Raw genomic sequence first — 23,360 nt, 5'->3', positions numbered from 1 at the left:
CGCGACCGATATCCAGCAGGCGGCGGTATAGACCGCCGCTTCTACTCCGGCAGCCGCACGCTGCCATCCTTGGCGATGGCGAAGCTGGGGTTCCAGGCGATTTCCCAGAGGTGGCCGTCCGGGTCGGCGGCGTAGGCGGCATAGCCGCCCCAGAAAGCCTCCTGGGCCGATTTCACCAGCGTCGCGCCGGCGGTGAGCATCTGGGCCAGCACGGTATCGACCTCGGCGCGGCTGCGGGTATTGTAGGCCAGCGCCAAAGCGCGGAAACCGTCCCCCTCCGGCGGCAAGCCAGAATCCTTGGCCAGCTCGGCGCGGGCGAAGAGCGACAGGATCATGCCGCCGCACTGGAAGAAGGCGACGTCGCCATCGCCCAAGGGCGAGGCGGTCCAGCCCAGCGCCTCGTAAAAGGCGCGGCTGCGCCCGACGTCGGCGACGCCCAGCGTGATCAGGCTGACCCGCTGTTCCACCGCCCTATGCCGTGACCTTGTTCAGCATCCGGCCCAGCGACGCGCCGCCGAAGATGTGGATGTGCAGATGCGGCACTTCCTGGTGCCCGTTCTGGCCGATATTGGACAGGATGCGGTAGCCGTCCTGCTCGCAGCCCAGATCCTTCGCCACCTTGCCGACGGCGCGCACCAGGGCGGCGATCTCGGCATCCGACGCCTTGGCGGAGAAATCGGCGAAGGAGACATACTCACCCTTCGGAATCACCAGCGCATGCACCGGGGCCAGCGGGTTGATGTCGTGGAAGGCAAGCGTGTGCTCGTCCTCGTAAATCTTCTTCGACGGGATTTCGCCGCGCAGGATGCGGGCGAAGATGTTGTTGGGATCGTAAGCCATCAGCGTTTCCCCTTCCTGTCGGTCACTCGCCCTTGCGGGACTTCTTCTCCTCGATGCCGGAGCGGCCGGTGCGCCCCTCCAGCGCTTGCCAGACCTGGTCCGGCTTCACCCCCAGCGCCACCCAGGCGACCAGCAGGTGATACAGCACGTCGGCGCTTTCCGAGACCAGCTTGTCGGCGTCGCCGCGCACGATCTCGATGGCGGCTTCCACGCCTTCCTCGCCCAGCTTCTTGGCGATCTTGTTGCGGTCGGCCAGCAGCTTGGCGGTATAGCTTTCCGACGGATCGGCGCCCTTGCGGGCTTCCAGCGTCGCGAACAGCGCGTCCAGCGTATGGGGCTTCATGCGGCGACCTCTGTGATCGGGCGCACGGCGATGCCGGCGGCGGCCAGGGCGGTCTTGGCCTGGGCGATGCTGTATTCGCCGAAATGGAAGATCGAGGCCGCCAGCACCGCCGAGGCATGGCCTTCGGTCACGCCGTCGACCAAGTGCTGTAAATTGCCGACGCCGCCCGAGGCGATGACCGGGATCGGCACCGCATCGGCGATCGCGCGGGTCAGCGGCAAATTAAAGCCCTGCTTGGTGCCGTCGCGATCCATCGAGGTCAGCAGGATTTCACCGGCCCCGTATTCCGCCATGCGCCGCGCCCAGGCGACGGCGTCGATGCCGGTGGCGTTGCGCCCGCCATGGGTGAAAATCTCGAAGGCATCGGGGCCGGTCTGCTTGGCGTCCAGGGCGACGGTGATGCACTGGCTGCCGAACTTCTCCGCCGCCTGGCGCACGAAATCCGGGTTGGTCACCGCCGCCGTGTTGATCGACGCTTTATCGGCCCCGGCCAGCAGCAGCCGGCGGATATCGTCCAGCGTGCGCACCCCGCCGCCGACGGTCAGCGGCATGAAGCATTGCTCGGCCGTGCGCGCCACCACGTCGAGGATGATGCCGCGATTGTCGGAAGACGCAGTGATGTCGAGAAAGCACAGCTCGTCCGCGCCCTCGCGGTCATACAGCTTGGCCTGCTCGACCGGATCACCGGCATCGCGCAGCCCGATGAAATTGACGCCCTTCACGACGCGCCCGTCCTTCACGTCCAGGCAGGGGATGATGCGGGTCTTCAGCATTTAGGCGGCTTCCTGTCCGGCCAGCACGGCGACGGCCCGCGCCAGATCGATGCGGCCGTCATACAGCGCCCGGCCGCTGATCACGCCCTGGATGCCGGACTCCGCTTCCGCCATCAGCGCCCGCAGATCGTCCAGCGAGGCGACACCGCCAGAGGCGATGACCGGGATCGCGATGGCGCGCGCCAGATCGGCGGTCGCCCGGACATTGACGCCCTCCAGCGCGCCGTCGCGGTCGATGTCGGTATAGATGATGGCGGCCACGCCGGCATCCTCGAAGCGGCGCGCGAGGTCGAGCGCCGACACGTCGGAGGTCTCGGCCCAGCCTTCCACCGCCACCATGCCGCCGCGCGCGTCGATGCCCACCGCGACCCGGCCCGGATGCGCCTTGCAGGCCTCGATCACGAGCTGCGGGTTGCGCAGCGCCGCCGTGCCCAGGATCACGCGGGAAATGCCTGCCTCCAGCCAGCGCTCGATGCCGGCATGGTCGCGGATGCCGCCGCCCAACTGCACCGGCACGCGGACATTGGCGAGGATCGATTTCACCGCCGCCTCGTTCACCGCCTTGCCGGCGAAGGCGCCGTCCAGATCGACCACATGCAGCCATTCGCAGCCGGCGGCCTGGAACTTGGCGGCTTGCGCGCCGGGGTTGTCGCCGAACACGGTGGCCTTGTCCATCTCGCCGCGCAGCAGGCGCACGCACTGGCCGCCCTTCAGGTCGATGGCGGGGTAGAGGATCATGACAGTTCGATCTCCTGCTTCGGCGCGGCGGTTTCGCTCAGATCCTTGAAGTAGGAATGGCCGGCGACGATGCGGCCATCCACCCGGGCATAGCAAGGATGCGTGCCCCAGCGCACATAGCCCAGCGATTCGTACAATTTGATGGCCGCCGCTTGGGTTTCGCGCACATCGAGGTTGATGATACGGAAGCCCCAGCCGCGCGCCGCCTGCTCCGCCGTCACCAGGATGGCGCGGGCCAGGCCGTGGCCGCGCGCCCAGGGGGCGACGAAATGACCGGTGAGCTGCAGCGCGAAGGCCTGCGCCTCATTGTTGCGCGCCGGGCGCAATATCTGCGCCGCCGCCGCGATGGTGCCGTCGAGCCGGCCGGTGAACAGATGCCGTTCCGGTACCAGCAACACGCCGCGCCAATAGGATTCCAGCACATGGCGCGGCGGCGGCGTCAGCCAGCCGAAGCCGCCGCCCTCCAGGATGGCGCCTTCGGTGGCGTCGCAGAGATCCTCCAGGTCGGTGCCGGAAAATGCCTCCAGCCGCTCCGCCGAGACCTTGATTCCCGTCAGCATCAGGGACGCCAGCGCAGGAAGTTGGCGATCAGCCGCAGCCCGGCCTCCTGGCTCTTCTCCGGGTGGAACTGGGTGCCGACCATATTGTCGCGTCCGACCAGGGCGGTAACCGTGCCGCCATACTCCACCGTCGCCAGCACATGGCCGGGGTCGGCCGCCGCCAATTGGTAGGAATGCACGAAATAGGCATGGTCGCCGGTCGAGAGCCCGGCCAGCGCCGGATGATCGGTCGCGCGAAGGGCCAGGTCGTTCCAGCCCATATGTGGCACTTTCAGCGCCGGGTCCGACGGCTTCAGGATCACCACGTCACCCGGAATCCAGCCCAGCCCCTGGCTGGTCTCGAACTCCAGGCCGCGGCTGGCCATCAGCTGCATGCCGACGCAGATGCCCAGGAACGGCTTGCCGCGCCGGATCACCTGCTCCTCCAGCGCCTCGATCATGCCCGGCACGGCGGCCAGGCCGCGCTTGCAATCGGCGAAGGCGCCAACGCCGGGCAGCACGATATGGCTGGCCGTCGCCAGCGCCGCCGCGTCGGCGGTGACGGTGACGGCAGCGTCGATGCCATTATCCCGGGCCGCCCGCTCGAACGCCTTGGCGGCCGAACGGAGATTGCCCGAGCCGTAATCGATGATGACGGCCCCGGTCGAAACAGCCATCTGGACCTCCTAGAGGGAGCCGCCGAGCACGCCCTTGGTCGAGGGCACGGCGTCGGCCTTGCGCGGGTCGATCTCGATCGCCTGGCGCAGGCTGCGGGCCAGCGCCTTGTAGCAGCTCTCGACGATATGGTGGTTGTTCTCGCCGTACAGATTCTCGACGTGCAGGGTCACGCCGGCCGCCTGGGCGAAGGCCTGGAACCATTCCTTGAACAGCTCGGTGTCCATCTCGCCCAGCTTCGGCTTGGTGAAATTCACCTTCCAGATCAGGTAGGGCCGGTTCGAGCAATCTAGCGCCACGCGGGTCAGCGTCTCATCCATCGGGATCAGCGCGGAGCCATAGCGCGTAATGCCCTTGCGCTCGCCCAGCGCCTGGGAGAAGGCCTCGCCGATGGCGATGCCGCTATCTTCTGTCGTGTGGTGGAAATCGATATGCAGATCGCCCTTGGCGCGGACCTTCAGATCGATCAGCGAATGGCGCGACAGCTGCTCCAGCATATGGTCGAGAAAGCCGATCCCGGTGCTGACGTCATACGTCCCGGTGCCGTCAAGATTAAGCTCGACGGAAATCTCGGTCTCCTTGGTGCTGCGCACGACGTTGCCCACGCGCATCCGCACTCTCCTCGGCTGGATTGATAGAATGCGGCTTATGTAGCAGGTGCCAGGGCGCAGGCCAAGCCTGGGAGGTCAAGAAGGGCGTCTCACCGCCGCGCGACCAGGAAAATCCGGCGAAATGGAAACAGGGTCACGCCGTCGGGCCGCCGAACGTAGGTGCGGCGCAGCTTGGCGGCGTAATCGGCGATGAAGGCGGCGCGGTCCTCGCCGTCCAGCACGGCGAAGACGGGGGTGAGCGCGGTGCCCTTCACCCATTCCAGCACCGGGTCGTCGCCGGTCAGCACATGCTGATACTCGGTTTCCCAGATGTCGATGTGGGAGAAGCCCAGATCGCTCAGCAGGGCGTAATAGGCGTCGGGGCCGGCCACCGGGTCCTCGCGCAGCACCCCGGCAAGGCGCTCTCGCCAGCGCGGCTCCGCGGCGGTTTCGCGCATCAGCACATGCGAGGGGGCGTCGAAATTGCGCGGCATCTGCACCGCCAGCGCCCCGCCGCCGGCCAGCATGCCGGTCAGATGCGCGAAGATGGCGGGATGGTCGGGCAGCCATTGCAGCACGGCGTTGGAATAGACCAGATCGACCGGCTCGGCCGGCTGCCAGCGGGTCAGGTCGGCCTGCACCCAGTCGATGGCCGCGCCGTGCTTGCGCGCCTTGGCCAGCATGTCGGCCGACATATCCATGCCGGTGATCCGGGCTTCCGGCCAGCGCGCCTGGATCGCCAGGGTCAGATCGCCGGTGCCGCAGCCGATATCGACGATGCGGCCCGGCGCTTCCACCGGCACATGGCCCAGCAGATCGAGACCGGGCCGGAAGCGCGGGCCGGAGAATTTCAGATACTGATCGGCGTTCCAGCGATCGGTCGTCATCGTCATGTCCCGGATGAAGCCTGGAGGGTGGCGGGCAGGAGGATGCGGAAGCGGCTTCCCCCCGGCCCGGTGCGTGCCAATTCTACCGTCCCGCCATGGGCCTGCACCAGATCCTTCACGATGGCGAGCCCGAGGCCGGTGCCGGCGGCCTTGGTGGAGCCGCTGAACGGCATGAACAGTGTCGCCTGGATGCCGGTCGGAATGCCGGGCCCGTCATCCTCGACCAGAATTTCGACGCCCGCCGGACCGGCGGAAGCCGAGATCGTCACCCGCTTCGCCCCCGCCTCGGCGGCGTTGCGCGCCAGGTTGATCAGCACCCGGTGGAACTGGTTGGGGTCCAGCGGCACCATAAGGTCTGGGTCGATTTCGGCCGCTAGCTCGGGCAGGGTTTCGGCCGGGAAGAAGCCGGTGCCGATCTCTTCGGCGATTTCCGCCACCATGTCGGCCAGGCGCACCGGCGCCTTGTCCACCGGCGGATGTTCCTGGGTGAAGTTCAGCGTCTGGGTGCAGATGGTGATTGCCCGGTCGATGGTGCGGAACAAGGTCGGCATCACCTTCTTGACGTTCGGGTCCTCGCTGCGCGCCAGGGCGTCATAGACCAGCGTGGCGGTCGCCAGCATGTTGCGCAAATCGTGATTGACCTTGGACACGGTGGCGCCCAGCGTCGCCAGCCGGGTCTTCTGCTTCAGCGCCACCTTCAAATCCTGCTGCATGGCGGCCAGTTCGCGCATCGCGGTGCCGATCTCGTCCTGCCGCCGGGTGGCGGGGAAAACCGGCGTCTCCTCCGGATCGCGGCGGAATTCGGTCATGCTGGCGGTGATGCGCTGCATCGGCCGCACCAGCTGCATGCGCAGCGCGAAGAACACCAGCGCGGCGGTGATGAAGGAGATCACCAGCGACAGCCCCAGGATGCGCTTGGAGAAGCCCAGCATCTGCTTGCGCAGCGGCGCCTCCTCGAACACCACGGAAACCATCACGCGGGAATCCTTGGGCGAGGGGCCGACCACCTCGATCAGCCTGTTGGCGCCGTGAAACAGGGTCGCGAAAGCCTCCAGGATCATGTCGCTGGCCATGCTCTGCGACAGATCGTAGACCTCGTGCGGACCGACGATCTCCTCTCCGAGCATATGGGTCATCGCGCCCTTCTTGAAAACGCCGATGGAAACCGCGCCGACATGCTTCAGCAGCGCATTGGTAAGCTCCGGCGTCACCATACGATCGGGGGCGGCATCGATGGTCAGCGCGGCCAGATGCGCGGAGGCCAGCTTTTCCTCGAAATAAGTCTCCCGGAACCGGGCGATGGAGGGGGTATAGATCAGCACCTCGGCCAGCATGACGAAGCCGATGGTAAGCACCAGCAGGCGAGCGGACAGGCTGCGATTGAAGGCGGCGCGGAGCGACATGACGCCGGATTATGGCAGCTTCAGCAGGAGGCGCACCAGCCGTCGCGTTTTTTCGCCGAACAATTTCGGGGTGTAGAAACTGCCGGCGGCCCGTTTGCTCACTTCCGAGAGCGTCGGATAGGGTAGGATCAGCGAGGCGACGGCGCCGATCTTCAGCCGCTGCGAAATCGCCAGCGCCCAGAGCTGGATCAGCTCGCCGGCCTGCGGGCCATAGATCGAAGCGCCCAGGATGCGGCCATTGCGGCGCACGATCACCTTGACCAGCCCCTCGGTCGCGCGCTCGGCCTGGGCCCGGTCATTCTCGGCGAAGGACCAGCGCAGCACCTGGATGTCGTCATGCCGGCGCTCCGCCTCGGCCGCGTCGAGGCCGACCTGCGCCAGCTCCGGATCGGTGAAGGTAACCCAGGGCACGGCGTCGTAATTCACTTTGGCCGGCAGCCGGAACAGCGCGTTGCGGATCACGATGCCGGCCTGATAACCGGCCATGTGGGTGAATCGGTAAGGGCCGGCCACGTCGCCGATGGCGAAGATGCGCTTGTTGCTGGTGCGCAGCCGGGCATCGACGGCGATGCTCTTGGACGTGACCGCCACGCCGGCTGCCTCCAGCCCCAGCCCGTCGATATTGGCGCGTCGTCCGGTGGCGATCAGCAGATGGCTGCCGACGAGGGCGCTGGCCATCCCGTCCTTCTCCACCATCAGCCGCAGGCCGTCCTCCCTCGCCTCGACCGCCAGCGCCTTGGTCTGCTCGCGAATTTCGATGCCGTCGCAGGCAAGGCGACGGCGCAGCAGCGCCACCAGTTCCGGATCGTCCTTGCCGGCAATGGCGGCGGCCTCGATCACCGTCACCCGGCAGCCGAGGTTGCGGTGCGCCTGCGCCAGTTCCAGCCCGATCGGGCCGCCGCCCAGGATCAACAGATGGCTCGGCTGCTCTTGCAGCGAAAAAATGGTCTCGTTTGTCAGATAGGGCGCGCCGTCCAAGCCGGGGATCGGCGGGATGGCCGGGCTGGAACCGGTGGCGATGACGAAGCGCCGGGCGCGGATCGTCCGGCCGCCGGCCTGCAGGGTATCCCGGCCGGTGAAGCGCGCGCTGTCCTGGATCACGGTGACGCCCAGCCCCTCGAACCGCTCCACCGAATCGTGCGGCGCGATGGCGGCGATCACGCCGGCCACATGCTGCTTCACCCGCGCGAAATCGACGCTGGCGCTGGCGTCGATGCCGAACGGGCCGGCCTTTTCCGCCAGCCGGGCGATCCGACCGGCCTTCAGCAGCGCCTTGGAGGGCACGCAACCGAAATTCAGGCAGTCGCCCCCCATCGGGCCGCGTTCGACCAGCACCACCCGCGCGCCCATCTGTGCCGCGCCGGCCGCTACCGACAGGCCTGCGGAGCCGCCGCCGATGACGCAGATGTCGGTCTCCAGCGGCGGGCTCACGTAGCGCCCCGCCGACGGTGCTTGACCTTCTTATAGACGATGGGAATGGCGGCGAGGGCCGCGAGGCCCAGGATCGGGCCGAGGATCTCCGGCGAGAAGACGATGCTTAGATCCGGCTCGCCGCCACGGTCGAACACCGTGCCCAGCCCGCTGCCGACGCTGGCATAGACCAGACTGCCCGGGATGATGCCAATCAGCGTGGTCAGCGCGTAGAGCCGCAGCCGCATGCCCAGCAGGGCCGGCACCACATTCACCACGACGAAGGGAAAGATCGGCACCAGACGCAGGATCAGCATGTAGCTGACCGCATTCTCGGCGAAGCCGCGCTCCATGCGGGCCAGCCACGGGCCGGCCTTGGCGTGGAAATAATCGGCGCAGGCGCTGCGCGCCGCCAGGAACACGCCGACCGCCCCCAGGGTCGCCCCGCCGACAACCGCTGCGGTTCCCAGCGAAATGCCGAACAGGAAGCCCGCCAGCACACTCAACAGCGTCGCCGCGGGCAGCGACAAGGCGACGAACAGCGCATAGACGGCGGCATAGCCAATTACCGCCAAAATCCCGTGACGGTCGACCAGGTCGAGCAATATCTCGCGGTTTTCGCGAATCGATTCGAAACCGAAATAATCGTCTAGGCCGAAAGCGAAGAAGGCTATGCCGCCGCCCGCCAGCAAGATCAGCGGCCACAGGCGCGTCAGGGAGAGTGGCGCGGCGGATCGCGGCGGCTGACCCTGATCGGCGCTGTCCTGTGCGGTCGCTGTGGCGCGGGTCATGGGCCGGCTGTTCCCCGTTGCATTCCTGCAACCGTATATAAAGACAGCCCGGCGGCACAGCCATTCACCATGCCGTGAAGCGGCGCGTGATCGAACTCAGCGCTTGAACTGCTTGCCCAGCGTCAGCCCCTGGCGCTGATAGGAGGAGCCGATGCCCTGGCCGTACAGCTTGTCCGGCTCGCCGGCCAGCTTCTCGTAGACCAGGCGGCCGACAAGCTGGCCATCCTCTATCAGGAAAGGCACGTCGTGCGAGCGCACCTCCAGTACGGCGCGCGAGCCGATGCCGCCGCCTTCCCGGCCGCCGGCCAGGCCATGGCCGAAGCCGGGGTCGAAGAAGCCGGCGTAGTGCACCCGGAACTCGCCGACCGAGGTGTCGTAGGCCACCATCTCGGCCGCATAATCCGGTGGCACGGAGACGCTCTCCTTGGAGGCCAGGATGTAGAAATCGTCCGGGTTCAGCACCAGCCCGCCGGACGAATCCCTGGGGGCGGCCCGCAGCGGCTCCCAGAAATCCTCGACCGCGTAGCCGGCGATATTGTCGATATCGATCAGCCCGGCATTGCGCCGCGCGCGATAGCCGATAACGCCGCCATCGAAGCCGGGGGCCGCCGCGTCGCCGACCAGATCGACGCTGAACGGCACGCCGCGCAGCAACTCCTCCCGGTCCAGCGGCCGGTCGGTCAATTGCTGCGCCAGATGCAGCGTATGCAGCTCGGTCGCGCTTAAATTCGGCTGGCCCTTGCGCAGGCGCAGCTGGTTCAACCGCGTGCCCTGGCGCACCAGGACGGAGAAGGTGCGGGGCGCGATCTCGGCATAGAGCGGGCCTTCATAGCCGGCCGGGATCGCCTCGAACGCCTCGCCATGATCGGTGATGACGCGGGTGAAGATGTCGAGCCGCCCGGTCGAGCTTTTCGGGTTCGCCATGCCGGACAGGCCGGGACGCAGCTTCAGGCGCTCCATCAGCGGCACGATATAGACGCAGCCGCGCTCCAGCACGGCACCCGCCTCCAGCGGGATGGCGTGCATGCCGAACTGGTCGATCTTCTGTTGCACCGTCGCATGGCGGCCGGGCAGGAAGCTGGCCCGCACCCTGTAGGCGACCGCGCCCAGCCGCAGATCCAGGCTGGCCGGCTGCACCTGGCCCTCGGGGATCGGGGTGTCGGCGACGATCTCGCCTGCCTCGATCAAATAGCGCAGCATCGGCGCCGGCAGAATGCCGGTTCCCTTGATCGGCTGCCGCGATTGGGAGGGCGATTGGGGGGCGGCGGGCATGGCGGTTTCGGTCATGGAGAGGACCTATCCCTGCAAGTTCGTCGTCTGCGTGACATCATGCCCCGCCTCTATCGCGGCGGGCGCGATTGACTCGGCAGGGCGTACCCCTTATACACCGGCCCTCAATTTCCAAAAGCTTTTCGACGTTGGCCAACGGAGAAGACCCGTGAAGCGTACATTTCAGCCCAGCAAGATCGTTCGTGCCCGCCGGCACGGTTTCCGCGCCCGCATGGCGACCGTCGGCGGCCGCAAGGTGATCGCCAATCGCCGCTCGCGCGGCCGCAAGCGCCTGTCGGCCTGATCCGTCGCGGCGGGTGAAGATATGCCCGCCGGATCGAGAAACGCCATGGCCGAGCGGCAGGAACGCGATATCCGCGATACTGGCCGCAGCCAAATCGCCCGCCTGAAGAACCGGGCCGATTTCCTGCGGGTCGCCGGCCTGCGCCGTAAATGGGCCGCCCCCGGCGTTCTGTTGCAGGTCGCGCCCACCCCGGGAGACGGTCCGCTGGTCCGCATCGGTTTCACGGCCAGCCGCAAGGTCGGCGGCGCCGTGGTCCGGAACCGGGCCCGCCGGCGTCTCAGGGCGATTGTGGACGAGGTTATGCCGCTCAACGCGAAACCCGGACACGATTACGTATTGATTGCGCGTCGCGACACGGCGACGCGCGACTATGCGTTGCTACTCGACGATCTGCGCCAGGCATTGAAGCGCACCGGCGCGCTGCGCGCCGGGGAGGGCGCGGCATGAGCCCGCTCGCCTGGCTGCTGCGCCTGCCGGTCTACGGCTATCGCTACCTGATTTCGCCCCTGCTCGGCGTCAATTGCCGCTATGGTCCCAGCTGCTCGGAATATGCGCTGGAAGCGCTGGCCGTGCATGGGGCCTGGCGTGGCGGCTGGCTTGCCCTCGGCCGCATCCTGCGTTGCCACCCCTGGGGCGGGTCGGGCTATGACCCGGTGCCGCCGAAGGGCCATTCCTGCCATTCCCATCCTGAAGCGCCCTCTTTGCCGGAGACGGACCCAGCCCGATGACCGACCAACGCAACCTTATCATCGCGATCGGCGTCTCGCTGGTCATCCTGCTGGGCTTCCAGTTCTTCTTCGAGCAGCCGCGCATGCGCGATCAGCAGACACAGGAACAGCAGCAGCAGATCGCCGACGAGGCGCGCCAGCTCGAATCGCAGCGCCCGACTCCGGCGGCGCCGGGCGGCGACACGCCGGCGGCCACGGTAACGGCGGTCAAGCAGGCGCAAACCCGTGAGCAGGTGGTCGAGAACAGCCCGCGCGTGCGCATCGACTCCCCGCGCCTGTCCGGCAGCATCTCGCTGACCGGCGCGCGCATCGACGACATCACGCTGAAGGGCTATCACGTCAATCCGGACGACAGCAGCCCGAACATCACCCTGCTGACCCCGCTCGGCCTGCCGCAGCCCTATTACACGGAGTTCGGCTGGGTGGCGCAGGGCGACGGCATCACGGTGCCGGGCGCGAATGCGGTGTGGCAGGCGGATCGCGAGGTGCTTACCCCCGACCAGCCGGTAACGCTGAGTTGGGACAATGGCGCCGGGCTGCGCTTCGAGCAGGTTATCGCGCTGGACCAGGATTACATGTTCACCGTCACCCAACGGGTGGTGAACCAGACCGGCGAAGCGGTCTCGCTGCATAATTACGGCCTGGCGTCGCGCGGCGGCACCCCGAAGACGGCGGGCTTCTTCATTCTGCACGAGGGCCCGGTGGGCGTGCTGGACGGCACGCTGCGCGAAGTGAAGTACGACGATTTGAAGGATGACGGGGCCACGGTCGAGCATAATTCGACCGGTGGCTGGATCGGCATCACCGACAAATACTGGCTGGTGGCGCTGGTGCCCGACCAGCAGGCAGCGGTGAAGGGCCGCTTCCTGCACGCCATGCGCAATAATGACGACCGCTACCAGGTCGATTTCCTCGATAATGGCCGCGAGGTCGCGGCCGGCGCGACGCTGGAGCAGACCAGCCGGGTGTTCGTCGGGGCCAAGGAAGTGCGGCTGCTCGACCGTTACGAGGAGCAGCACGGCATCACCAATTTCGACCTGGCGATCGATTTCGGCTGGTTCTACTTCCTGACCAAGCCGATCTTCTACGCCATCGACTGGCTGTATCATCTGCTGGGCAATTTCGGCCTCGCCATCCTGGCGCTGACCGTGGTCATCAAAGCGGTCTTCTTCCCGCTCGCCAACAAGTCCTACCGGGCGATGAGCAAGCTGAAGGAGCTGCAGCCGAAGATGGTGGCGCTGCGCGAGAAGGTCGGCGACGACCGCCAGCGCCTGAACCAGGAGATGATGACCCTCTACAAGAAGGAGAAGGTCAACCCGGCCGCCGGCTGCCTGCCGATCCTGGTGCAGATTCCGGTCTTCTTCGCGCTCTACAAGGTGCTGTTCGTCACCATCGAGATGCGGCACGCGCCGTTCTATGGCTGGATCAAGGATCTGTCGGCTCCGGACCCGACGACCCTGTTCAACCTGTTCGGCCTGATCCCCTGGGATCCGCCCAGCTTCCTGATGATCGGCGTGTGGCCCATCATCATGGGCATCACCATGTATCTGCAGCAGAAGCTGAACCCGCAGCCGGCCGACCCGATCCAGGCGAAGATTTTCATGTTCCTGCCGATCGTGTTCACGGTGATGCTGGCCAGCTTCCCGGCCGGCCTGGTGATCTACTGGGCCTGGAACAACACGCTGTCGATGGCGCAGCAATACGTCATCATGCGCCGCATGGGCGTGAAGGTCGGTGGCGGCTCCGACAAGCCGGCGCAGCCCAGCGCCAAGCAGCTTGCGAAGGCCGAAACGACCAAGGCCAAGGGGAAGAAATCCTGACCGACATAGAGCAGGAGGCGACCGAAAAGGCGGCGGCGCTGGAAGCCGGACGCCTGCTCTTCGCCCAGGAATGCGGGTTCGTGGCGGCGGCCGAGACGCTCGACCGCCTGCCGCCCGACAGCCTGCCGGAGATCGCCTTCGCCGGCCGGTCCAATGTCGGCAAATCCAGCCTGGTGAATGCGCTGACCGGGCGCAAGACGCTGGCCCGCACCTCGAACACGCCGGGGCGCACGCAGCAGCTGAATTTCTTCAAGCTGGGCGAGCGGCTGCTGCTGGTCGATCTGCCGGGCCACGGCTACGCCAAGGTGTCGAAGAGCCAGTCGAAGAACTGGACCTTCCTGGTGAAGGATTATCTGCGCGGCCGCGTCGCCCTGCGCCGGGTCTGCCTGCTGGTCGATGCCCGCCATGGGCTGAAGGATAATGACCGCGAGCTGATGGCGCTGATGGACAAGGCCGCCGTGGTCTATCAGGTGGTGCTGACCAAGACCGACAAGACCAAGCCGGCGGAGCTGGCGGCGATGATCGAGACGCTGTCGGCCGAGCTGTCGAAACGCACCGCCGCCTACCCGGTCATTTTCCCCACCAGCGCCCTCGAAGGCGCCGGCATCGAGGCCCTGCGCGCGGAATTGGCAACGCTCGCCTTGCAGCGGTAACCAAGCGCTGCTAGCCATGGGCGCAATGGAAGACCGCTATCGAGGGAATCCCGCCGCATGACCAACCAGCCTTCCCCCACCATCAGCCCGCGCGACTGGCTCTCCACCGCCAAGGTCCTGTCGGAAGCCCTGCCCTATATGCGCCGCTATGCCGGCCGCACGGTGGTGGTGAAATATGGCGGCCACGCCATGGGCGACGAACGGCTGGCGCGCATGTTCGCCGCCGACATGGTGCTGCTGAAGCAGGTCGGTATCCACCCGGTGGTGGTGCATGGCGGCGGCCCGCAGATCGGCGAGATGCTGAAGCGCTTGCAGATCCAGAGCGAGTTCGTCGACGGGCTGCGCGTCACCGACAAGCAGACGGTCGAGATCGTCGAGATGGTCCTGGCCGGCTCGATCAACAAGCAGATCGTCAGCGCCATCCAGGAGGCCGGCGGCCAGGCCGTGGGCCTGTGCGGCAAGGACGGCAATCTGATCCAGGCGCGTAAGCTGGAGCATCGCCGCAAGACCGATTCCAACATCGAGAAGGTGCTGGATCTCGGCTTCGTGGGCGAGCCGGAAAAGGTGAATACCGATATTCTGAAGGTCTTCACCGACACTAAATTCATTCCGGTCATCGCCCCTGTCGGCGTCGGCGCGGACGGTCAGACCTACAACATCAACGCCGATACCTCGGCCGGGGCCATTGCCGGCGCTTTGAACGCCAGCCGCCTGCTGATGCTGACTGACGTGCCCGGCGTGCTGGACCAGGACAAGAAGCTGATCGACGAGCTGACCCTGGCCGATGTCGACCGGCTGATCCGCGACGGCACGATCTCCGGCGGCATGATCCCGAAGGTCGAGACCTGCGTGCAGGCCGTCGAGGGCGGCGTCGACGCCGCCGTCATTCTGGATGGCCGGGGCGAGCATGCCGTGCTGCTGGAAATCTTCACCGAGCACGGCGCCGGCACCCTGATCCGCAAGGGATGAGCGCGGACCGGCCGTCTCCCGGGCGCCTGCCACTCGGCCAGGTCGAGCATTGGGTGTTCGACCTGGACAACACCCTCTATCCGGCCTCGTGCGATCTGTTCAGCCAGATCGACTGGCGGATGACGGCGTTCATCGGCGAGGTGCTGGGGCTGCCGCCGGAGGAGGCGCGGCCGTTGCAGAAGGCGCTGTTTCGAAAATATGGCTACACCTTGCGCGGGCTGATGTTGGAGCATGGCGTGCCGCCGACCGAGTTTCTGGAGTATGTGCACGATATCGACTATGCGCCGGTGCCGGCCTCGGCACAGCTGGCGCGCGCGCTGAAGGCTTTGCCGGGCGAAAAGCTGATCTTCACCAACGGCACCGTGCGGCATGCCGAGAAGGTGCTGGAGCGGCTGGGGCTGGACGGCTTCCGGGGGATTTTCGATATCGTCGCGGCCGGCTACACGCCGAAGCCGGACCCTGTTCCCTACGATCTGTTCGTGAAGCGCCACGGCATCGATCCGCGCCGCTCGGCGATGGTCGAGGATATTGCCCGCAATCTGGTCCCCGCCGCCGCGCTGGGCATGACCACCGTGTGGGTCGCCGGCAGTCCGGACTGGGCGAAGGCGGGTGTCGGGGATGGCGTGGCCGGCGATCACATCCACCATGTCACCGACGATCTGCCCGGATGGCTGGAGGCCGCGGCATTGCAGGGCTAAACCCCGCCGGCGGCGGTTGACACCCCCGCCCCCGCGTACCATCCTCCTGCCCGACCGAAAGCCTTGGAAGAAACGGAACCCACAGCCATGAGCGACGCCTCCCTGCAAGCCACCATCGATGCCGCCTGGGAAGACCGGGCCAATGTCGGCCTGACCACCAAGGGCGAGATCCGCGACGCCGTGGAGACGGCGCTGGACGGGCTGGATTCGGGGAAATTCCGCGTCGCCTCGAAAGAGACCGGCTCCTGGGTCGTGCATCAATGGCTGAAAAAGGCGGTGCTGCTGTCCTTCCGCCTGTATGACATGGCGCCGATCCCCGGCGGCCCGACCGATCCGGTGCGCGGTGAGTCGCCCTGGTTCGACAAGGTGCCGTCGAAATTCTCCGGCTGGGACGAGGCGAAGTTCCGCGCCGCCGGCTTCCGCGCCGTGCCGAACTGCGTGGTCCGCCGCTCTGCCTATGTGGCGCCGGGCGTGGTGCTGATGCCCAGCTTCGTGAATCTGGGCGCCTATGTCGATAGCGGCACCATGGTCGACACCTGGGCCACCGTCGGCTCCTGCGCGCAGATCGGCAAGAATGTGCATCTGTCGGGCGGTGTCGGCATCGGCGGCGTGCTGGAGCCGCTGCAGGCCGATCCGGTCATCATCGAGGATAATTGCTTCATCGGCGCGCGCTCGGAAGTAGTCGAGGGCGTCATCGTCGAGGAGGGCTCGGTCCTGTCCATGGGCACCTTCATCTCCAAATCCACCAAGATCATCGACCGCAACACCGGCGAAATCTTCATCGGCCGGGTGCCGGCCTATTCCGTGGTGGTGTCGGGCAATCTGCCGGGCAAGCCGCTGCCGGACGGCACGCCCGGCCCGTCGCTCTATTGCGCCGTCATCGTGAAGCGGGTGGATGCGCAGACCCGCTCCAAGACCTCGATCAACGACCTGCTGCGCGACTAAGGCTGATCCCGATGGCCCTTCAGGACCCTACACCCGGGGCTCTCGACCCGGTCGCCCTCGCCCAGGCGCTGATCCGCTGCCCCAGCGTCACGCCGGCCGACGAGGGCGCGCTGGACGTGCTGGGGCGGGCGCTGGAGGGCATCGGCTTCACCTGCCAGCGCCTGCGCTTCGAGGCGGAGGGCACGCCGCCGGTCGACAATCTCTATGCCCGCATCGGCACCGAGGGGCCGGTCTTCTGCTATGCCGGCCATACCGACGTTGTGCCGGTGGGCGACGCGGCGGCCTGGAGCATCGACCCTTTCGCCGCCGAAATCCATGACGGCGTGCTGTATGGGCGCGGCGCGGTCGACATGAAATCCTCCATCGCCAGCTTCGCGGCTGCGGCGCAGGCCTTCATCGCCAAGCGCGACAGCCTGCCCGGCTCCATCGTGCTGCTGATCACCGGCGACGAGGAAGGCCCGGCGATCAACGGCACCAAGAAGGTGCTGGACTGGATGGCCGCGCGCGGCGAGACCATCGACGCCTGCGTGGTCGGCGAGCCGACCAACCCGACGAAGCTGGGCGAGATGGTGAAGATCGGCCGGCGCGGCAGCCTGACCGGCCGGCTGACCGTCTATGGTGCGCAGGGCCATGTCGCCTATCCGCATCTGGCGGACAATCCGATCCACCGGCTGGTGCGGATGCTGGCACCGCTGTCGAAAACCTATATCGACGAGGGCAGCGATTATTTTCAGCCCTCCTCGGTGCAGGTCACCACAATCGATGTCGGCAACCTGGCCAATAATGTCGTGCCGGCGCAGGCCAAGGCGGTGTTTAACATCCGCTTCAACGACCTGTGGACCTCGGCCAAGCTGGAAGCCTGGCTGCGGCAGGCCTTTGACGAGGGGCTGGGGACCGATGGCGGCCGCTACGAGCTGGCCTGCTCCACCAGCGGCGAAAGCTTCCTGACCGAGCCGGGCTGGTTCTCCGACCTGCTGCAGGATGCGGTGGAGAAGGTGACCGGTCGCCGGCCGGAGCTGTCGACCACCGGCGGCACCTCGGACGCCCGCTTCATCCGCGCGGTGGCCCCGGTGGCGGAGTTCGGCCTGGTCGGCCAGACCATGCACAAGGTCGACGAGCGCGTGGCGGTGGAGGATATCCGCAAGCTGGCCGAAATCTATGAGACGGTGCTGACCGCCTTCTTCGCCCGCAACAGCGCCCGCACCTAGCATGGCGATCCCCACCCAGCCGGAGATCGCCTCGTCGCTCTACGGCGCGTGGCGGCTGGCGCGGCTGGATCGCAACGGCCTGACCTATTTCGACCGCAGCTATGACGGTTTCTGGAAGAGCTTCTTCGCCGCCGCCATCGCCGCCCCGGCGCATTTCGGCCTGCTGTTCTTCACCGCGGGGCCGGAAGGCGTCATGCCGTTCGGCCTCGGCAGCCTGCTGGCGGAAGGGCTGCTCTACGCCGTTTCCTGGCTCGCTTTCCCGGTGGCGATGATTCATATCGCCGAGATGCTGGGCCGGTCGGAACGCTATTACGACTATATGGTCGCCTATAATTGGGCCGGGGTCTGGCAGATCGCCCTGTTCCTGTTCGTCACCATGCTGTCGGTCGCCGGGATACTGCCCCCCGGCATCGCCTCCATGGTGACCCTGGTGGCCTTCATCGCCATCCTCGCCTACCAATGGTTCATTGCCCGCGTCGGCCTGGATATTGGCGGCGGGGCCGCTTCCGCCGTGGTGCTGGCCGATCTGGTGATCGGCCTGCTGGTCCGCAGCCTGGGGCGGCTGCTGGGCTAAGGCCCTCCCCGCTCGGTCGGATAGGTCACCCGCGTCAGATACAGCCCGTCAGGCGGGGCGGTGGGCCCGCCGGCGCGGCGGTCGCGGGCTTCCAGGGCCTGGCGCAGATCGTCGGCGCTCCATTTGCCGATGCCGACCAGCGCCAGCGTGCCGGCGAAATTGCGCACCTGGTGATGGAGGAAGGAGCGCGCCTCGACGATCATATGCACCTCCTCCCCCTGCCGCGCGATGTCCAGCCGGTCCAGCGTCTTCACCGGGCTGGCCGCTTGGCACTCGCTGGCGCGGAAGCTGGAGAAATCATGGGTGCCAAGCAGGACCCGCGCGGCATTCTGCATCGCCGCCGCGTCAAGCGGCCGGGCATGCCACCAGACCCGCCCCAGATCCAGCGTCGGCCGGGCCCGGCGGTTGAGAATCCGATAAAGATAGGCGCGCCCCGTGGCCGAGAAGCGGGCATGGAAATCAGCCTCGACCCGGCTTGCCTCCAGCACCGCCACCAGATGCTCGCGCAGATGCGCGTTCAGCGCGTCGCGCAGCTTGGCCGGCGCAAAATCGCGCTCGATATCGAGATGACAGACCTGGCCGGTGGCATGCACCCCGGCATCGGTACGGCCGGCGGCGGTCAGCGCCGTCGGCTGGCCGGTCAGGCGGAACGCCGCCTCCTCCAGCGCCTGCTGCACGGAGGGGCCGTTGGACTGGCGTTGCCAGCCGACATAGGGCCGTCCGTCATATTCGATGGTCAGGCGATAGCGCGGCATGGCCGGTCGATTTCTCTTCTCGTCAAGACGGGCGCTTTCCTTCTAGCCGAGCCGGGCGCCCTTCGACAGCGGATAGCCGCGCAGCAGCGCATCGGCCTCCATCGCCGCCTTGCCCGGCCGTTGCAGCCGCGTCAGGCGCAGCGCGCCCTGCCCGCACGCCACGGTGAGAGTGTCGTCCAGCAGCGTGCCGGGCGCGCCCCGGCCCTCGGCCAGCTTGGCGCGCAGCACCTTCAACCGTTCGCCGGCATGCTGGCAGAAGCTGCCGGGCCAGGGGTCGAAGGCGCGAATCTGGCGTTCCAGCTCGACCGCCGGGCGGCTCCAGTCCAGCGTCGCCTCCTCGCGGCTCAGCTTGGCGGCGTAGGTGGCGCCATCGGCCGGCTGCGGCGTGGCGGCCAGCGTGCCCTGGGCAAGGCCGTCCAGCGCCTGGACGATCATCCGCCCGCCCAGCGCGGACAGGGCGTCATGCAGGGCCTGGCCGGTCGTCTCGGCGGTGATCGGCACCGTCTCGCGCAGCAGCATCGGGCCGGTGTCCAGCCCTTCATCCATCTGCATGATGGTGACGCCGGATTCCGTATCGCCGGCCTGGATCGCCCGCTGGATCGGCGCCGCGCCGCGCCAGCGCGGCAGCAGCGAGGCGTGGATGTTGACGCAGCCCAGGCGGGGGGCGTCCAGGATCGGCTTGGGCAGAATCAGCCCATAAGCCACCACGACGGCGCAATCCACATTCAGGGCCGCGAAATCCGCCTGCGCCTGCTCGTTGCGCAGGCTTTTCGGCGTGCGCACCGGAATGCCTTGCGCCTCGGCATGGGCGTGCACCGGGGAGGGGGTGAGCTTCTGGCCACGCCCGGCGGGGCGCGGCGGCTGGGAATAGACGGCGGCGATGTCGTGCCCGGCCTCGATCAACGCCCGCAGCGCCGGCACCGAGAAGTCCGGCGTGCCCATGAAGCCGAGGCGCAGGCGCGTCATCAGGCTGTGGCGGGTTCGGCCGCAGCCTTCTTCGCCTTCACCAGTTTGCGGGAGATGATGTTGCGCTTCAGCGCCGAAAGATGATCGATGAACAGCACGCCGTTCAGATGGTCGATCTCATGCTGCACGCAGACCGCCAGCACGCCGTCGGCCTCGATCTCGCGGATTTCGTTCTCGTAATCGATGAAGCGGATTTTCACGCGGGCCGGCCGCTCGACATCGGCGTAATGCTCCGGCACCGACAGGCAGCCTTCCTCGTAGGATTTGATTTCCGGCGATTCCCAGACGATCTCCGGATTCGCCATCTTGAAGATCTGCGGATCATCCTCCTTGCGGGCGATGTCCATGACGATGACGCGGTTGGAGATGCCGACCTGGGGTGCGGCCAGCCCCATGCCGTTTTCCGCGTACATGGTCTCCAGCATGTCGTCCATCTGCTTGCGGATCGTGTCGTCCACGCGCTCGACGGGCAGCGCCTTCTTCTTCAGGCGCGGATCGGGGGCGACGACGAGGGGCAGTAGGGCCATAATTAGAAAACCATCGGCTAAGGCTTTGTTGAGCGCATTACCTAAGCAGGGCCGCATGAAGCGTCAAGCGTTGCGGCTGAACACAATGCCCTTGGTAGACGCCGCAGCCCCTATAACGATATATAGTAGGCATGACCTTCGATTCTCTCGACCCTACCCTGATCCTGCTGCTGGCCGGCGGCGCGGCGGTGCTGGCATTGGCGCTGGCCGCCTATCTGGCGCTGCGCGACCGGCGCGGCACTGGCGAGGCCGAAGCGCTGGCCCAAGCCCAGGCGGCGCTGATGGCCGAAAAGCTGGCGACCGCCCAGGCCGAGCTTGCCGGCCGGCTGAGCCAGCTCGCCGAGAGCCAGGCGGCGGCGCAGGCGCGCCTGGCGCAGCAGCTACAGGCGCAGGAGCGGCAATTGTCGAAATCGGTCGAGGACCGGCTGGGCGATATGACCCGGCGGATCGGCGAGACGCTGGATAAAAGTTCGACGCAATCCACCCAGTCGCTGACCGAGCTGAAGGAGCGGCTGGCCGTCATCGACGCGGCGCAGAAGAACATCACCGAACTGTCGACCCAGGTGGTGGGGTTGCAGGACATTCTGTCGAACAAGCAGGCGCGCGGCGCGTTCGGCGAGGTGCAGCTGGAAAATCTGGTGCAGGCGATCCTGCCGCCCAACGCCTACAGCTTCCAGGCGCAGATCGGCGAGGGAAGGCGGGTCGATTGCCTGCTGATCCTGCCCAATCCGCCCGGCCCCATCGGCATCGACGCGAAATTCCCGCTGGAGAGCTATCGCACCCTGCAAAGCGCGCCGGACGATGCCGCCCGCGCCCTGGCCCGCAAGGCGCTGGGAGCTGCCGTGTTGAAGCATGTGCGCGACATCAAGGAACGCTATATCGTGCCCGGCGAGACGGCGGATTCGGCGCTGATGTTCCTGCCGTCCGAGGCGGTCTATGCCGAGCTGCACGCCAATCTGGGCGACATTGTCGAGCTGTCCTACCGGGAGAAGGTGTGGATCGTCTCCCCCACCACGCTGATGGCGACGCTGAACACCGTACGCGCGGTCCTCAAGGATGCCCGGATGCGCGAGCAGGCCGGCGTTATCCAGCGTGAGGTGATGTTGCTGGCCACCGATGTCGACCGGCTGGACGAGCGCGTCGGCAAGCTGCAGACCCATTTCAATCAGGCCAGCGAGGATGTCCGGCAGATCCGCATCTCGACCGACAAGGTGACCAAGCGCGCCGGGCGGATCGAGGAGCTGCAACTCGGCCCCGCTGAGGAGCAGGCGCTGGTGCCGCCGCCCGAGCGGCTGGCGGGCGAGTGATGAAGCCGGCGGCCGAACGGGTTCAAGGGGCGCTGGCGGCGCACGGGCTGGGGCTGGAGGTGCGGGAGTTCCCGGCCTCCACCCGCACGGCGGCGGACGCGGCGGCGGCCATCGGCTGCGCCGTGGCGCAGATCGCCAAATCGCTGGTTTTTCGCGCCGCATCCACCGGCCGGCCGGTGCTGGTGGTGGCCAGCGGCGCGAATCGGGTGGACGAGAAGAAGCTGTCGGCGCTGATCGGCGAGGGCATCGGCAAGGCGGATGCGGATTTCGTGCGCGCCCGCACCGGCTTCGCCATCGGCGGGGTGCCGCCGGTCGGCCATCTGGAGCCGCCGATCGTCGTGCTGGACAGCGACCTGTTCGATCTCGCGGAAATCTGGGCCGCCGCCGGCACGCCGAACGCGGTGTTCCGCCTCACGCCCGATCAGCTGCAAGCCATTACCGGCGGCCAGGTGGCGGCAATCGCCTAAGCGGCCAGCCGTACCTCGCCATCCTTAACCGTCAGCGTCACCGGCGTCAGCATGTCGCCCTTGCAGGGGCCGGCGACGCATTCCCCATCCTCAATGCGGAACAGCGCGCCGTGCGTGGCGCAGACGATGTACTCGCCGCTATCGTCCAGGAACTCGTCGGGCATGAATTCCAGCGAGGCGTAGATATGCGGGCAGGCATTCACATAGCCGTAGACCGCGTGGCCCTGGCGTACCAGGAAGATATCCTTGCCCTCGACCGGGATGGGGCCCTTGGAGCCGCCATCCTCGATCTCCTCCAGCCGGCAGAGCAGCGCGCTCACAGCTTGGTCTCGCCCATGTCGAGCAGGATATTCCAGTGCGCCTCGCCGACCGGCTGCACCGACAGGCGCGACTGGCGCACCAGGGCGATATCCTCCAGCCGGGGATCGGCCTTGATGTCCTTCAGCGGCACCGGCTTTGCCAGCTTCTTCACCGGGGCCACATCGACCATGCCGAACTTGCCGGAGGCGTCGCTGGGGTCGGGGTAATATTCCTTCACGATCTTGGCGATGCCGACGATCTCCACCCCTTCGTTGGAATGGTAGAAGAAGGCGAGATCGCCGTTCTTCATCGCCTTCAGATTGTTGGCTGCCTGATGGTTGCGCACGCCGTCCCAGTGGGTGCGGCCATCCTCGACCAGCCGGTCCCAGGAATATTTGAACGGCTCCGACTTCATCAGCCAGTAGGCCATCGGCTACTCCGCGAGCGAGGCGTTGAAGAACACCTTGCGCCAGGGGCGGATATCGACGCTCTCGAACAGGCCGGCCAGCGCGTAGGGATCATCGTCGGCGAACTTCTTCGCGGCCGCGAGGTCGGGGGCCTCGACGATCAGATGGCTGCCGGTCGGCTCCTCGCCATTGGCGCCGCCGCCCAGCACCGGGCCGCCGACCAGGATATTGTCGGTACGCGCCTTCAGATATTCCAGATGGGTCGGACGGGTGGCCATGCGCAGCTCGACGCTGTTCGGCTTGTCGCGGCAGACGATGGAAAACAGCATTGGAATTCCCCTGGGGTTTCGGTTTCGGCAGCGAGGCTAGCCGATGGGGCGAAGAGCGGCAAGCGGCGGCGAAGGGTAGAGGCAGGCAAGAGGGGCGAGCCGCCTTATGCTTCGAGACGCGTCTGCGGCGCTCCTCAGCATGAGG

General features: G+C 67.0%; 31 protein-coding genes. 12 read left to right on the top strand and 19 right to left on the bottom strand.

Features of this window, described 5'->3' with window-relative positions; genetic code table 11:
* Positions 1–41: 41 nt before the first annotated feature.
* The 13 genes from AUP43_RS12825 to AUP43_RS12765 form a co-directional block, all read right to left on the bottom strand.
* The gene (locus AUP43_RS12825) at positions 42–467 is read right to left on the bottom strand and encodes a VOC family protein (RefSeq protein WP_067557682.1); all 426 of its coding nucleotides are present in this window, start codon (positions 465–467) and stop codon (positions 42–44) included.
* A 4-nt stretch (positions 468–471) separates the two neighbouring features.
* A complete protein-coding gene (locus AUP43_RS12820; protein WP_067557680.1) occupies positions 472–840 on the bottom strand; it encodes a histidine triad nucleotide-binding protein in 369 nt (122 codons plus the stop codon).
* Positions 841–862: 22 nt separating this feature from the next.
* Positions 863–1,183, bottom strand: coding sequence for a phosphoribosyl-ATP diphosphatase (locus AUP43_RS12815; RefSeq protein WP_067557676.1), 321 nt, complete (start codon positions 1,181–1,183; stop codon positions 863–865).
* A complete protein-coding gene (gene hisF, locus AUP43_RS12810) occupies positions 1,180–1,956 on the bottom strand; it encodes an imidazole glycerol phosphate synthase subunit HisF (protein ID WP_067557673.1) in 777 nt (258 codons plus the stop codon). The genes AUP43_RS12815 and hisF overlap by 4 nt, the downstream gene beginning before the upstream one ends.
* A complete protein-coding gene (gene hisA / locus AUP43_RS12805) occupies positions 1,957–2,694 on the bottom strand; it encodes a 1-(5-phosphoribosyl)-5-[(5-phosphoribosylamino)methylideneamino]imidazole-4-carboxamide isomerase (RefSeq protein WP_067557670.1) in 738 nt (245 codons plus the stop codon).
* Positions 2,691–3,254 (bottom strand): GNAT family N-acetyltransferase, encoded by a 564-nt coding sequence (locus AUP43_RS12800; RefSeq protein ID WP_067557667.1) that lies wholly within the window; start codon positions 3,252–3,254, stop codon positions 2,691–2,693. Before AUP43_RS12800 ends, hisA begins: the two co-directional genes overlap by 4 nt.
* Entirely contained in the window at positions 3,254–3,910 is a 657-nt protein-coding gene (hisH, locus tag AUP43_RS12795; protein WP_067557664.1) for an imidazole glycerol phosphate synthase subunit HisH, read from the bottom strand. The genes AUP43_RS12800 and hisH overlap by 1 nt, the downstream gene beginning before the upstream one ends.
* Before the next feature lie 9 nt (positions 3,911–3,919).
* On the bottom strand, positions 3,920–4,519 hold the full coding sequence (gene hisB, locus AUP43_RS12790; RefSeq protein ID WP_067557661.1) for an imidazoleglycerol-phosphate dehydratase HisB: 600 nt from the start codon (positions 4,517–4,519) through the stop codon (positions 3,920–3,922).
* A gap of 89 nt (positions 4,520–4,608) precedes the next feature.
* Positions 4,609–5,391: a methyltransferase domain-containing protein gene (locus AUP43_RS12785; protein ID WP_067557658.1), complete on the bottom strand. Its 783-nt coding sequence runs from the start codon at positions 5,389–5,391 to the stop codon at positions 4,609–4,611.
* Positions 5,388–6,788, bottom strand: coding sequence for a sensor histidine kinase (locus tag AUP43_RS12780; RefSeq protein ID WP_067557655.1), 1,401 nt, complete (start codon positions 6,786–6,788; stop codon positions 5,388–5,390). The genes AUP43_RS12785 and AUP43_RS12780 overlap by 4 nt, the downstream gene beginning before the upstream one ends.
* 9 nt (positions 6,789–6,797) lie before the next feature.
* Positions 6,798–8,219, bottom strand: a complete 1,422-nt coding sequence (locus AUP43_RS12775; protein WP_067557652.1) for a dihydrolipoyl dehydrogenase family protein — start codon at positions 8,217–8,219, stop codon at positions 6,798–6,800.
* Complete coding sequence (locus AUP43_RS12770) at positions 8,216–8,989, bottom strand: TVP38/TMEM64 family protein (protein WP_084462788.1); 774 nt, start codon at positions 8,987–8,989, stop codon at positions 8,216–8,218. The genes AUP43_RS12775 and AUP43_RS12770 overlap by 4 nt, the downstream gene beginning before the upstream one ends.
* A gap of 96 nt (positions 8,990–9,085) precedes the next feature.
* The gene (locus AUP43_RS12765; protein ID WP_232315148.1) at positions 9,086–10,276 is read right to left on the bottom strand and encodes a 2'-deoxycytidine 5'-triphosphate deaminase; all 1,191 of its coding nucleotides are present in this window, start codon (positions 10,274–10,276) and stop codon (positions 9,086–9,088) included.
* A 151-nt stretch (positions 10,277–10,427) separates the two neighbouring features.
* On the opposite strand from AUP43_RS12765, the gene rpmH reads away from it, so the two are divergent.
* The 10 genes from rpmH (at position 10,428) to AUP43_RS12715 (ending at position 18,157) form a co-directional block, all read left to right on the top strand.
* A complete protein-coding gene (gene rpmH, locus AUP43_RS12760) occupies positions 10,428–10,562 on the top strand; it encodes a 50S ribosomal protein L34 (protein WP_008943033.1) in 135 nt (44 codons plus the stop codon).
* 45 nt (positions 10,563–10,607) lie between these two features.
* Positions 10,608–11,009, top strand: a complete 402-nt coding sequence (rnpA, locus tag AUP43_RS12755) for a ribonuclease P protein component (RefSeq protein ID WP_067557649.1) — start codon at positions 10,608–10,610, stop codon at positions 11,007–11,009.
* Positions 11,006–11,290, top strand: coding sequence for a membrane protein insertion efficiency factor YidD (gene yidD / locus AUP43_RS12750; protein ID WP_084462786.1), 285 nt, complete (start codon positions 11,006–11,008; stop codon positions 11,288–11,290). The genes rnpA and yidD overlap by 4 nt, the downstream gene beginning before the upstream one ends.
* The gene (gene yidC, locus AUP43_RS12745) at positions 11,287–13,110 is read left to right on the top strand and encodes a membrane protein insertase YidC (protein ID WP_067557646.1); all 1,824 of its coding nucleotides are present in this window, start codon (positions 11,287–11,289) and stop codon (positions 13,108–13,110) included. The genes yidD and yidC overlap by 4 nt, the downstream gene beginning before the upstream one ends.
* Positions 13,104–13,763, top strand: a complete 660-nt coding sequence (gene yihA, locus AUP43_RS12740; protein WP_198154902.1) for a ribosome biogenesis GTP-binding protein YihA/YsxC — start codon at positions 13,104–13,106, stop codon at positions 13,761–13,763. Before yidC ends, yihA begins: the two co-directional genes overlap by 7 nt.
* Before the next feature lie 57 nt (positions 13,764–13,820).
* Positions 13,821–14,732: an acetylglutamate kinase gene (gene argB, locus AUP43_RS12735; RefSeq protein WP_067557642.1), complete on the top strand. Its 912-nt coding sequence runs from the start codon at positions 13,821–13,823 to the stop codon at positions 14,730–14,732.
* Positions 14,729–15,430: a pyrimidine 5'-nucleotidase gene (locus AUP43_RS12730; RefSeq protein ID WP_067557639.1), complete on the top strand. Its 702-nt coding sequence runs from the start codon at positions 14,729–14,731 to the stop codon at positions 15,428–15,430. Before argB ends, AUP43_RS12730 begins: the two co-directional genes overlap by 4 nt.
* A gap of 87 nt (positions 15,431–15,517) precedes the next feature.
* Positions 15,518–16,375 (top strand): 2,3,4,5-tetrahydropyridine-2,6-dicarboxylate N-succinyltransferase, encoded by an 858-nt coding sequence (dapD, locus tag AUP43_RS12725; protein ID WP_067557635.1) that lies wholly within the window; start codon positions 15,518–15,520, stop codon positions 16,373–16,375.
* Between the two features lie 11 nt (positions 16,376–16,386).
* Complete coding sequence (dapE, locus tag AUP43_RS12720) at positions 16,387–17,583, top strand: succinyl-diaminopimelate desuccinylase (RefSeq protein WP_067557632.1); 1,197 nt, start codon at positions 16,387–16,389, stop codon at positions 17,581–17,583.
* A 1-nt stretch (position 17,584) separates the two neighbouring features.
* Positions 17,585–18,157 (top strand): hypothetical protein, encoded by a 573-nt coding sequence (locus AUP43_RS12715; RefSeq protein WP_067557629.1) that lies wholly within the window; start codon positions 17,585–17,587, stop codon positions 18,155–18,157.
* Here AUP43_RS12715 and truA read toward each other — a convergent pair.
* The 3 genes from truA to def are packed head-to-tail and all read right to left on the bottom strand — an operon-like array spanning position 18,154 to position 20,405.
* Positions 18,154–18,912: a tRNA pseudouridine(38-40) synthase TruA gene (truA, locus tag AUP43_RS12710; RefSeq protein ID WP_067557626.1), complete on the bottom strand. Its 759-nt coding sequence runs from the start codon at positions 18,910–18,912 to the stop codon at positions 18,154–18,156. The two genes, AUP43_RS12715 and truA, sit on opposite strands and share 4 nt — an antisense overlap.
* Before the next feature lie 42 nt (positions 18,913–18,954).
* Positions 18,955–19,878 (bottom strand): methionyl-tRNA formyltransferase, encoded by a 924-nt coding sequence (gene fmt / locus AUP43_RS12705; RefSeq protein ID WP_067557623.1) that lies wholly within the window; start codon positions 19,876–19,878, stop codon positions 18,955–18,957.
* Entirely contained in the window at positions 19,878–20,405 is a 528-nt protein-coding gene (gene def / locus AUP43_RS12700) for a peptide deformylase (RefSeq protein WP_067557621.1), read from the bottom strand. The genes fmt and def overlap by 1 nt, the downstream gene beginning before the upstream one ends.
* A 131-nt stretch (positions 20,406–20,536) precedes the next feature.
* On the opposite strand from def, the gene AUP43_RS12695 reads away from it, so the two are divergent.
* Together AUP43_RS12695 and AUP43_RS12690 are read left to right on the top strand one after the other, a co-directional pair.
* Positions 20,537–21,712: a DNA recombination protein RmuC gene (locus AUP43_RS12695; protein WP_067557618.1), complete on the top strand. Its 1,176-nt coding sequence runs from the start codon at positions 20,537–20,539 to the stop codon at positions 21,710–21,712.
* The gene (locus tag AUP43_RS12690; RefSeq protein ID WP_067557615.1) at positions 21,712–22,179 is read left to right on the top strand and encodes a YbaK/EbsC family protein; all 468 of its coding nucleotides are present in this window, start codon (positions 21,712–21,714) and stop codon (positions 22,177–22,179) included. The genes AUP43_RS12695 and AUP43_RS12690 overlap by 1 nt, the downstream gene beginning before the upstream one ends.
* Here AUP43_RS12690 and AUP43_RS12685 read toward each other — a convergent pair.
* From AUP43_RS12685 to AUP43_RS12675, 3 genes are read right to left on the bottom strand one after another with little or no spacing between them, the layout of a single operon-like run.
* Positions 22,176–22,499 (bottom strand): Rieske (2Fe-2S) protein, encoded by a 324-nt coding sequence (locus AUP43_RS12685; protein ID WP_067557612.1) that lies wholly within the window; start codon positions 22,497–22,499, stop codon positions 22,176–22,178. The genes AUP43_RS12690 and AUP43_RS12685 overlap by 4 nt on opposite strands.
* On the bottom strand, positions 22,496–22,909 hold the full coding sequence (locus AUP43_RS12680) for an EVE domain-containing protein (RefSeq protein ID WP_067557609.1): 414 nt from the start codon (positions 22,907–22,909) through the stop codon (positions 22,496–22,498). The genes AUP43_RS12685 and AUP43_RS12680 overlap by 4 nt, the downstream gene beginning before the upstream one ends.
* A 3-nt stretch (positions 22,910–22,912) precedes the next feature.
* Positions 22,913–23,215, bottom strand: coding sequence for a YciI family protein (locus tag AUP43_RS12675; protein WP_067557606.1), 303 nt, complete (start codon positions 23,213–23,215; stop codon positions 22,913–22,915).
* Positions 23,216–23,360: the final 145 nt, after the last annotated feature.

The organism is Oceanibaculum pacificum (assembly GCF_001618175.1).
GTDB lineage: Bacteria > Pseudomonadota > Alphaproteobacteria > Oceanibaculales > Oceanibaculaceae > Oceanibaculum > Oceanibaculum pacificum.
This window is presented reverse-complemented; position numbering and strand designations above follow the sequence as displayed.

Excerpts from the sequence above, each read along its gene's own strand:
- AUP43_RS12820 (WP_067557680.1), bottom strand. The coding sequence starts at position 840 with ATGGCTTACGATCCCAACAACATCTTCGCCCGCATCCTGCGCGGCGAA.
- AUP43_RS12815 (WP_067557676.1), bottom strand. The coding sequence starts at position 1,183 with ATGAAGCCCCATACGCTGGACGCGCTGTTCGCGACGCTGGAAGCCCGC.
- hisF (WP_067557673.1), bottom strand. The coding sequence starts at position 1,956 with ATGCTGAAGACCCGCATCATCCCCTGCCTGGACGTGAAGGACGGGCGC.
- hisA (WP_067557670.1), bottom strand. The coding sequence starts at position 2,694 with ATGATCCTCTACCCCGCCATCGACCTGAAGGGCGGCCAGTGCGTGCGC.
- AUP43_RS12800 (WP_067557667.1), bottom strand. The coding sequence starts at position 3,254 with ATGCTGACGGGAATCAAGGTCTCGGCGGAGCGGCTGGAGGCATTTTCC.
- hisH (WP_067557664.1), bottom strand. The coding sequence starts at position 3,910 with ATGGCTGTTTCGACCGGGGCCGTCATCATCGATTACGGCTCGGGCAAT.
- hisB (WP_067557661.1), bottom strand. The coding sequence starts at position 4,519 with ATGCGCGTGGGCAACGTCGTGCGCAGCACCAAGGAGACCGAGATTTCC.
- AUP43_RS12785 (WP_067557658.1), bottom strand. The coding sequence starts at position 5,391 with ATGACGATGACGACCGATCGCTGGAACGCCGATCAGTATCTGAAATTC.
- AUP43_RS12780 (WP_067557655.1), bottom strand. The coding sequence starts at position 6,788 with ATGTCGCTCCGCGCCGCCTTCAATCGCAGCCTGTCCGCTCGCCTGCTG.
- AUP43_RS12770 (WP_084462788.1), bottom strand. The coding sequence starts at position 8,989 with ATGACCCGCGCCACAGCGACCGCACAGGACAGCGCCGATCAGGGTCAG.
- AUP43_RS12765 (WP_232315148.1), bottom strand. The coding sequence starts at position 10,276 with ATGACCGAAACCGCCATGCCCGCCGCCCCCCAATCGCCCTCCCAATCG.
- rnpA (WP_067557649.1), top strand. The coding sequence starts at position 10,608 with ATGGCCGAGCGGCAGGAACGCGATATCCGCGATACTGGCCGCAGCCAA.
- yidD (WP_084462786.1), top strand. The coding sequence starts at position 11,006 with ATGAGCCCGCTCGCCTGGCTGCTGCGCCTGCCGGTCTACGGCTATCGC.
- yidC (WP_067557646.1), top strand. The coding sequence starts at position 11,287 with ATGACCGACCAACGCAACCTTATCATCGCGATCGGCGTCTCGCTGGTC.
- argB (WP_067557642.1), top strand. The coding sequence starts at position 13,821 with ATGACCAACCAGCCTTCCCCCACCATCAGCCCGCGCGACTGGCTCTCC.
- AUP43_RS12730 (WP_067557639.1), top strand. The coding sequence starts at position 14,729 with ATGAGCGCGGACCGGCCGTCTCCCGGGCGCCTGCCACTCGGCCAGGTC.
- dapD (WP_067557635.1), top strand. The coding sequence starts at position 15,518 with ATGAGCGACGCCTCCCTGCAAGCCACCATCGATGCCGCCTGGGAAGAC.
- dapE (WP_067557632.1), top strand. The coding sequence starts at position 16,387 with ATGGCCCTTCAGGACCCTACACCCGGGGCTCTCGACCCGGTCGCCCTC.
- AUP43_RS12715 (WP_067557629.1), top strand. The coding sequence starts at position 17,585 with ATGGCGATCCCCACCCAGCCGGAGATCGCCTCGTCGCTCTACGGCGCG.
- truA (WP_067557626.1), bottom strand. The coding sequence starts at position 18,912 with ATGCCGCGCTATCGCCTGACCATCGAATATGACGGACGGCCCTATGTC.
- fmt (WP_067557623.1), bottom strand. The coding sequence starts at position 19,878 with ATGACGCGCCTGCGCCTCGGCTTCATGGGCACGCCGGACTTCTCGGTG.
- def (WP_067557621.1), bottom strand. The coding sequence starts at position 20,405 with ATGGCCCTACTGCCCCTCGTCGTCGCCCCCGATCCGCGCCTGAAGAAG.
- AUP43_RS12695 (WP_067557618.1), top strand. The coding sequence starts at position 20,537 with ATGACCTTCGATTCTCTCGACCCTACCCTGATCCTGCTGCTGGCCGGC.
- AUP43_RS12690 (WP_067557615.1), top strand. The coding sequence starts at position 21,712 with ATGAAGCCGGCGGCCGAACGGGTTCAAGGGGCGCTGGCGGCGCACGGG.
- AUP43_RS12680 (WP_067557609.1), bottom strand. The coding sequence starts at position 22,909 with ATGGCCTACTGGCTGATGAAGTCGGAGCCGTTCAAATATTCCTGGGAC.
- AUP43_RS12675 (WP_067557606.1), bottom strand. The coding sequence starts at position 23,215 with ATGCTGTTTTCCATCGTCTGCCGCGACAAGCCGAACAGCGTCGAGCTG.